This is a genomic window from Terribacillus halophilus, from assembly GCF_900101385.1.
GTDB classification, from domain to species: domain Bacteria; phylum Bacillota; class Bacilli; order Bacillales; family Amphibacillaceae; genus Terribacillus; species Terribacillus halophilus.
Genome location: NZ_FMZB01000019.1, coordinates 1 through 8,775, shown reverse-complemented (window position 1 = coordinate 8,775; position 8,775 = coordinate 1). Strand labels below are relative to the sequence as shown.

Below are 8,775 nucleotides of genomic sequence, written 5' to 3'. Positions count from 1 at the left end.
TACCACTGAGCTACTGTGGAATAATCGTATTGCCTGGCAGCGTCCTACTCTCGCAGGGGCGAACCCAACTACCATCGGCGCTGAAGAGCTTAACTGCTGTGTTCGGCATGGGAACAGGTGTGACCTCTTCGCTATTACCACCAGACCTCTTATGTATCGTGTCCCTTTTCTTAAGGACAAGTTAGATTATATATGCTCCAGAAAGAAAAAGCAATACATTATTTAAAATTAACTAGATTTTTTTCGTATTACATTCTTTTCGTTACAGTTAATGCCTTACCAAGCGCAAACTTAAGGTTCTATTTACAAATAACGCAACTCTTATTTTACATGAACCGGAAGCAGTTTGGCAACTGGCGGCAAAAGTACTTTCATCAACCACGCCTCCTTCAAATGAGATACCATACTACGCTATCACATTTAACACCCTGAGGCATTATAAATACCATATCCCATAGCATCAGACCTTCAAACGGCAGCTTTCAATGAAAGCATATCATTCCTGTATTACAACTCAAAAAAACTGCCAGATCACGAGATCCAGCAGTTTTTGGACTTCCCTTCAAGGGAAAAGTCTTTTTAAAAGTCTCCATCCTTTGAATCAGTATTGCTACTCTACAAATCCTATGCTATTTCTTTATAACACATAAACAAAGATCCTTATTCAAAGACCGTTCGTATCACGTTTTTCACATAGAAAAATCGGACAACCAAGAAATATAGTACTTGAATCAACGCAAAACTTCCCAGGACAAGAGCAGATTCTACTGTTAAATTGTAGTTAAACAAGCGTGATAAAGCAGTAAGCGCTACTGCACCGTGAACGAGTGCCACCACAATCGGTGAGAAAAATAAAATGGCAATTTGCCGATTTACTACTTTTTTCAATTCGGATTGTGTCAAACCAATTTTGGCAATCGATTGGAACTTGCGCTTTTCCTCATCAATATCTGTGAATAATCGGAAGTAAAGAAAGCTGCCAGCCGAAACAAAGAACACAATACCAATAAACAAGCCAATAAAAAGAATCAGTCCATAGGCTTTATTGGTTTCATAAAGTGAATAATCAATAGAAAACACTTTAGGCTGTATCTGTTCCTCTAACCTTTTCCCAGTTTCAATTACTTGTTCCTCGCTCCCATCATGTACATTCCACGCGGCAGTCATATCTGTCCTCACCGGTGTTCCAAGCTGCTTATATGTGCTGTCATTCACCACATAATACCCCATTAATCCTAAACCTACAGCTGATTCCACTACATGACTTGGTTGAATTTCTTTTCCGTTGTCCAGCTTTATGTTCGATTGCTTCAAGACTTCACTTGCTTTCTGTCCTTCAGTGATTACGGCATCGCTTTGTTCCATAACAATTGCCTCATTTTCCTCTGGATGCAGTTCTTTCTCATCGATTAATGCAGCAAATCGATTGTAATCAGAAGCTTTCACTATCAATACAGGAGACTCCTCCACAGATGTATCATAAAATGCCAAGTCCGCCGTTTCCATTTCTGCGTCGATTTTCTCTTCATCCAATATAGCATTGATCTGCTGAAGGTCTTGTTCGATAATTTCTTCACTATCGTCCAAAAAAGGAGCATATCTATAAGTATATGGATTGATCTCCTCCATCCCTTTCGTAAGGTAAGATTGGAATCCATATAATGTCCCAATGGCACTGAAAGCAACTGTCGATATAATCGCTACCATGAAAAAGGTTCTAGCGTTATCTTTCATTCGAAACGATAAGTCACCGAAAAGCAGCATATTGGTCTTCCGCCAGAAGATCGGTTTATTTTTTTTCAACAGTCGGATGCAATACACACTTAACTGCGTAAACAAGATGTATGTTCCCAGCGTCACCACGATAATAACCGGGATCATCGCAAAGACAACATTGACACCTTTCACATAAAGGGCAACACCATATCCTACAATTAACAGAAAAACAGCGAGAATAGATAGAATGATGGAAGCTTTCGGTTCTCCTTTGGACTGCTTATCTCCTTTAATCAGATCCACCAGCTTATTTGTACGTAAAAGGAACGCAACAAAAACCGATATACAGAAAAAGAGAAAGATAAAACTGATAAACGTGACGATAATAGCCAATACTGGGAAATAAAAATCAAGTGTTGCATCAATGATCAATATGTTCTCAGCAATCAAAAGTATTGATTTTGCAAACACTAAGCCAATCAAGATTCCGCCAGCTGTTGCAAAAAAACCGATTAAGATATTCTCTAAAAATACCATAAGCCTAATTTGCTTATCGGACGCTCCTAAACCTATTAACAAGCCAAACTCTTTTTTCCTTGACTGCAAGAAGGAGCTCATCGAATACAAAACAAAGAAAAAAGAAAATAGATAAATGATTCCACCAGCAACAGCCATCCCAAACAAGGCATACTTATTGGTGGACCCATCTGATAAAGCAGGGTGAAAAGCAAAGTTCGCAAATGTGAAAAATACCATCACCGTAAACAGACTGCTGAGAAAGTATGCAATATACAGACGTTTATTGCGTAAGACATTTCTAAACGCGAACTGACGAAAAGTCATTTCCCTCTCCTCCCATCAGTGAAAGCATATCGATTATCTTCTGGAAGAATGCTTGTCTGCTCTCCCCCCGATGAATCTCGGAATGCAGCTTTCCATCCCGAATAAACACAACGCGATCAGAATAACTGGCAGCTTGCGGATCATGCGTTACCATCAACAAGCTTGTTTTATTGCTTTCATTGATGGATACCAGCATCTTCATGACATCCTTGGCCGCTTTTGAATCAAGGTTTCCTGTAGGCTCATCCGCTAACAGCAATTTCGGCTCATGGATCATCGCCCTGGCAATGGCCACACGTTGCGCCTGTCCTCCGGAAATCTCATAGGTACGCTTATTCATAATTGGTTCGATACCAAGACTCTTCGCTATTTGCTGTGCTTTCTTCTGCATATCTGCTGCACGAACACCATCCAATGTGAGCGGCAGGATGATATTTTCCTGCACAGTAAGGGTATGCAATAAGTTGAAATCTTGAAAGATGAATCCTAATTGATTACGACGGAATTTAGCCAAAGCATTCTTCTTTAGCTGATGCGGTTGCTGTCCATCGATTTCCACCTGCCCGGTTGTCGGTGTATCGTTTGTGGAAATGATATTCAAAAGGGTCGTTTTTCCGCTTCCCGACGGTCCCATAATAGCGACAAATTCACCCTTTTCTACTTCTAGATCGATATCGGTCAAGGCACGATAAGCAACCTTACCTTCATAGATTTTACTGACTTTTGTAAGCTTGAGCATAATCCATTCTCCTCTCCAATGCTTAATCTAAGCATAGCCTGAGCAGTACCCTTCGTACTATCGATTATGCTTTCACGAATCTTACATTGATGTAAGGTTTTGTGTTTTGGAAAAAATGATCCGGAAGGTCGACCCCTCTCCTACGGTTGATTCCATCTCGAGACAGTGCTCCAGCTTCTCGGCAACCTCATTTACCAAATACAATCCCATGCCTGTAGATTCCCGATATTTCCTGCCGTTTTCACCAGTATAAAATTTATTGAAAATACGTTTCCGATCCACAACCGGAATGCCAATTCCAAAGTCCTTCACTTCCAGTACCATCTCACCTGACCTATCATAGAGGGAAAGGATAAGCTGATTTGATTTTCCAGCAGAGTATTTGACGGCATTATGTATCAGCTGTGATAACAGGAAGAAAAGCCACTTTTCATCCGTCTCCACGATTGCCCCTGTTTTCTCTTCCTTCAATTGTGGAAATACTTCATTACGAATGTAAAATCGCTTGTTTTCTTGATTGACTTCATGAATCAGCTTGGAAAGAACGACAGGCTTGATATGGAAATCTTCTTTTATAGTACGAAGTCTCGCTAAATAAAGAACTGTATTCAAGCCCTCCCGCATTCGGTCCGTTTCCTCCCGGATGCTGGACGATTCTGGTTCGTCCAGCGATTGTGCCGTTAATTCGATAACAGAAAGCGGTGTTTTCATTTGATGGACCCAACGATCCATAAACAACAGATGCTCGTCCTGTCTATCTTCGCCTTTCAGCAGTTCTTCACGATATAAGCGGTACTGGGCAGCAAGCAATTGATCTAGTGCTTCTGAAATAGGTGCGCGTTCGGTCGTCTCTAACGATTGATCAAGCGCTGTCAACGAATGCTGTAATCTTTGATAAAAATTCCTTCTGCTAACGTATCGATAACAGAGGAATGCGGTTAATAAAAGCATCGATAGGAAAAAGGCGTAAAGACTCACACCGACATCACGGTAGCCATCCAGCCAGAATAGTAAAGAAATCATCACTGATTGAAAGAGCTGGACCATTATGAGCAGCACATGCTCGCGAAGGAATAGTTTCATGCTCTTTCCTCTTTCCACGTGATGCGTAGGCGATACCCCGCTCCCCTGACTGTTTCCACAGCATCTTCAATTCCTATTTCCTGAAACTTATTACGAACGCGTGTTATATTCACATTCAAGGTATTCTCATCCACATAGGCTTGATCATCCCATAATTTCGCCAGCAAATCCTGCCTGCCAGCAACTCGGGGATAACGCTCCAGCAAACTTTCGATAATGTCTGTTTCTTTTTTGGTCAATGGCGTTGCTCGATCGCCGAATCGCAATTCCAATCGTTCCGGATAAAAGTGCAATCCCTCCTGGGTAAGCACTCTTTCCTCGGACTTTATTGCATACTCCCCATAAGCACGCCGCATTTGGCTTCTGATCTTCGCCATGACAATATCCGGGTTGAACGGCTTTGTGATAAAGTCATCCCCGCCATTTTCGATCGCCATCACTTGATCCATCTCACCTGTTCGAGCGGAAATAAAAATTACAGGACAAATGGATACTTTCCTAATTTGCCTACACCAATAGTAACCATCAAAACTAGGTAAGTTGATATCCAGTAAAATAAGCTTTGGTTGTATATCGAGGAATGTATCCATAACCTTCTCAAAATCTGTAGCAACAGTCACTTCATATCCATATTTTTCTATATGGGAACCCAAGTATTCTGCAATTTTCATGTCATCTTCCACAATCATGATTTTTTCCATAAGTTATTTCTCCCCAACTCTTTGTTTAGCTTAATTTTACCATCTGGATGCCCTCGAATGATAATCCTATTAAATAGATCCTAGGTCGGCAGCATAACCAGTTGTATAGCAGAAGGAAATCAATGTACCGCACTCAATAAAACATTTAACCTAAAATTAAGCTGAAGTATGTAATTCAGGACGGCAATACTGATCATTAAGCCTTATTCCGACCGATATGGCAGTTGCCAGCATACTGATCAAATACCTTACTCCAGAAAACAAACCAGCTGCTTGTAAAAGAGCTGCCATTACACTCAATAAACTGCTAATAACAAGTTACATTGTATTAGAATAATTTTTTGTCATTCCTAACTCGAGGACGTTTTCGAATCCTTATATAAAATGATGTGTATTTTTGCTTCTCCCATTAAGTCTTTTGTAATATAATAGTGTAAACGCTTACAAATGGAGATTTGGAGGGGAAACGATATGATTACTTTTTTTGTTGCGATAATAGCATTGGTTGCAGCTTATTTCACGTATGGAAAATACGTTGAGAAAGTATTTGGACCAAATGAAGAACGACAGACACCTGCATATGCTAACCAAGATGGTGTCGATTATGTACCAATGAATAAACAAAAAAACGCACTGATTCAATTACTGAATATCGCCGGTACCGGTCCCATCTTTGGTCCGATTATGGGTGCATTGTATGGTCCTGTAGCATTCTTATGGATTGTACTGGGTTCTATATTCGCTGGAGCTGTACATGATTACTTGACTGGTATGATTTCGATTCGTAATCGAGGTGCTCATATACCAGAACTTGCCGGAAGATTTTTGGGGAAAGTTTCCCGTCATTTAGTGAACGTCTTTGCTTTATTGTTATTATTGCTGGTTGGTACAGTATTTGTTACGACACCTGCATCATTATTGCATAATTTAATTGATGGCAGAATTGCTTTGTTAGCTATTATTATTATTATCTTTGCTTATTATTTTTTGTCTACCATTCTTCCAATTGATAAAATTATCGGCCGTATCTATCCGTACTTTGGAGCACTACTGATCATCGGGACACTTGGTGTAGGTGCAGCATTATTGTTAAGGGGCTATACCATCCCGGAATTATCATTGACGAACATGCATCCTGCCGATACTCCTATCTTTCCAATATTATTCTTAACGATTACTTGCGGGGCCTTATCAGGGTTTCATGCAACACAATCACCGCTTATTTCTAGAACAACTCAAAATGAAAAACAAGGCCGCTACATTTTTTATGGCATGATGATCGCTGAAGGTATTATTGCCATGATATGGGCAGCAGCCGCAATGACTATATTTGATGGACAAAGCCTTCAAGGATTAATAAATGAGGGTACAGCTTCGCTGGTAGTGAGTGAAGTCAGCATGACCTTACTAGGGGCAGTTGGCGGTACCATAGCCGTTCTTGGCGCAGTGGTGTTACCGATTACCTCTGGCGATACAGCGTTCCGAGCAGCACGTAATATCATTGCCGATTATATTAATTTGAGCCAGACCAAAACCGCAAAACGGCTAGCGATTGCGATTCCGATGTTTGTGGTTTCCTACTGGTTAACAACCATTGATTTTAATATCTTATGGCGCTACTTCTCTTTTGCCAATCAAGGAACTGCGGCACTTGCTCTTTGGATAGGTACCATGTATCTCTTTGTTAAAAAGAAAAATTACTTCATCGCTCTGATTCCAGCGGTATTCATTACCGATATGGTCTTAACTTATATCTTATATGATAGTAACCTCGGGTTCGGCTTATCCTATCAGGCAGCACATACAGGCGGAATAATCATGACAGTGGCCATCACTGCGCTGTTCTTCTGGAAAGCAAGAAAAAATAACAGAGAGAATTTAGTTGTCGATTTGGAGGTACCTTCTCTGCCAAAAAGTGAGAAAATAAATTAATTTATTGGAGTTAGGTGAATGTATCCACCTAACTCCTTCTTTTGTTATAGTAAAGATATTAGATTATTTCACACCCATTTTTTGAGTTACAACTTAAGACTTCACTTACCCAGCTAAGACTTTTTAAAATTATGATTCATGTTACAAATGACACGCACACACTTCCACTCAAAAAGTTGTATACTCATAACATCGTTAGCCACAAATATAAAAATGCCATCATATTATAACATGATGGCATTTTCATACTATCTCAAATTGTTCTGCATTCTGTTGGTTCTAATGTCTGCTTCAACGTTTGCGATCCCAAAAAATCATTTAACTTTAATCACAATTTTCCCTTTGGCATGATGCGTTTCACTTAATTCGTGCGCTTGTTGTAATTCTTCTGCAGAAAAACCAAATACATGACCCACCTGAGGCTTAAGAATTCCCTGCTCCAGTAAATCACCTAATTCACCTAACTGCTTACCATCAGGCGTCAACCAATAGGAACTTGCCGTTACTTGATGTTTTTCTGCTAATGATTCATCTGGTTGTCCGGCAATGGTAACAAGTCTTCCACCAGGCTTTAATATTTGGAAGCTTTTATTTAAAATATCTCCGCCCATTGTATCAATGACTACATCATAATCACTTAATTCGTCTTCAAATTGTTGTGTGCGGTAATTAATGAATTCATCAGCACCTAACTCTTTTACATATGCTTCATTTTTTTCACTCGCAGTTGTGGCAACATAGGCACCCAAATGTTTTGCCATTTGAATAGCCATACTTCCTACACCGCCAGCTCCAGCTTGGATCAGTACTTTATCACCTTGCTTGACCTTTGTATTGTCCACTAGACACTGCCAAGCGGTTAATCCAGCTAATGGAATAGAGGCAGCTTCTTCAAATGTGATGTTGCTAGGCTTTTTTGCAAGCAATTCTTCATCCACAGCTGTAAATTCTGCATAAGTACCTGTAGCAGTAGTATCTGGCCGCGCGAAAACTTCATCCCCAACTTGATACTTCTTCACTTTGCTACCAATTTCTACTATCTTTCCTGCAACATCCCAGCCAAGGATTATTGGGAATGACCAATCAAGCATCTGCTTTAGGTAACCCGCACGAAGCTTCCAATCAATAGGATTAACAGAAGTGGCATACACCTCGACAAGCACTTGGCTTGGTTTTATTTCAGGCTTTGGCAATTCTTGCTCTACTAATACATTTTTATCGCCATATTCATTAATTATAACTGCACGCATGAATAGCACTCCTTTTTTGAAATATATTTGTAAGCTTAGTCTTCGATCTTTAATGCCTTTTTATCAGAGCTAGCTAGAAATTTAAACTGGATCTTCCTCTACCTTGTATTTATTTAATACATGATTTATTTTAACCTCTATTTACGTTGAATCAAATTAAAGTGCTTATAGATGATCATCTATAAGCACTAGAGAACAATTCGCTTGATTTAAGCGCTTTAGCTAACAATATATTTGAGACAACTTCCAACCACCTCATGTAAAAATCCACTTACTTCGCGCCTCGAGTATTCATAAGGTAAATTAATTAAAGTAGAATAAAAAAAGACCCTAACTTTACGTTAGAGTCTTGATTTGACAGCTTTGGCATGCTGTCTGATGATACCGGTGGTCGGGGTCGAACCGACACTCCAGAAGGAACACGATTTTGAGTCGTGCGCGTCTGCCAATTCCGCCACACCGGCATGTTATAAAATATTCTATGGAGGCGGCAACCGGATTTGAACCGGTG

Annotated in this window: 6 protein-coding genes, 1 tRNA gene and 1 rRNA gene; 1 reads left to right on the top strand and 7 read right to left on the bottom strand. The window is 40.0% G+C overall.

Annotated elements, in window-relative coordinates:
- Window positions 1-31: 31 nt before the first annotated feature.
- The 5 genes from rrf to BLQ53_RS18520 all read right to left on the bottom strand — a co-directional run bounded on the left by rrf (window position 32) and on the right by BLQ53_RS18520 (window position 5,082).
- Window positions 32-145: ribosomal RNA gene (gene rrf / locus BLQ53_RS18540) — 5S ribosomal RNA — on the bottom strand.
- Window positions 146-660: 515 nt separating this feature from the next.
- On the bottom strand, window positions 661-2,559 hold the full coding sequence (locus tag BLQ53_RS18535; protein ID WP_093728799.1) for an ABC transporter permease: 1,899 nt from the start codon (window positions 2,557-2,559) through the stop codon (window positions 661-663).
- Entirely contained in the window at window positions 2,534-3,298 is a 765-nt protein-coding gene (locus tag BLQ53_RS18530; protein ID WP_093728798.1) for an ABC transporter ATP-binding protein, read from the bottom strand. Before BLQ53_RS18530 ends, BLQ53_RS18535 begins: the two co-directional genes overlap by 26 nt.
- An 81-nt stretch (window positions 3,299-3,379) precedes the next feature.
- Window positions 3,380-4,381: a sensor histidine kinase gene (locus tag BLQ53_RS18525; RefSeq protein WP_093728797.1), complete on the bottom strand. Its 1,002-nt coding sequence runs from the start codon at window positions 4,379-4,381 to the stop codon at window positions 3,380-3,382.
- On the bottom strand, window positions 4,378-5,082 hold the full coding sequence (locus BLQ53_RS18520; RefSeq protein ID WP_093728796.1) for a response regulator transcription factor: 705 nt from the start codon (window positions 5,080-5,082) through the stop codon (window positions 4,378-4,380). The genes BLQ53_RS18525 and BLQ53_RS18520 overlap by 4 nt, the downstream gene beginning before the upstream one ends.
- A gap of 471 nt (window positions 5,083-5,553) precedes the next feature.
- Here BLQ53_RS18520 and BLQ53_RS18515 point away from each other — a divergent pair, with 471 nt between their 5' ends.
- Window positions 5,554-7,014 (top strand): carbon starvation CstA family protein, encoded by a 1,461-nt coding sequence (locus BLQ53_RS18515; RefSeq protein WP_093728795.1) that lies wholly within the window; start codon window positions 5,554-5,556, stop codon window positions 7,012-7,014.
- 314 nt (window positions 7,015-7,328) lie between these two features.
- Here BLQ53_RS18515 and BLQ53_RS18510 read toward each other — a convergent pair whose 3' ends face one another.
- Both BLQ53_RS18510 and BLQ53_RS18505 read right to left on the bottom strand, forming a co-directional pair.
- Window positions 7,329-8,264 carry an NADP-dependent oxidoreductase gene (locus BLQ53_RS18510; RefSeq protein WP_093728794.1) on the bottom strand — a complete coding sequence of 312 codons (936 nt, stop codon included), beginning with the start codon at window positions 8,262-8,264 and terminating at the stop codon, window positions 7,329-7,331.
- Window positions 8,265-8,646: 382 nt separating this feature from the next.
- Window positions 8,647-8,728: transfer RNA gene (locus BLQ53_RS18505), tRNA-Leu, on the bottom strand.
- Between the last annotated feature and the right edge of the window lie 47 nt (window positions 8,729-8,775).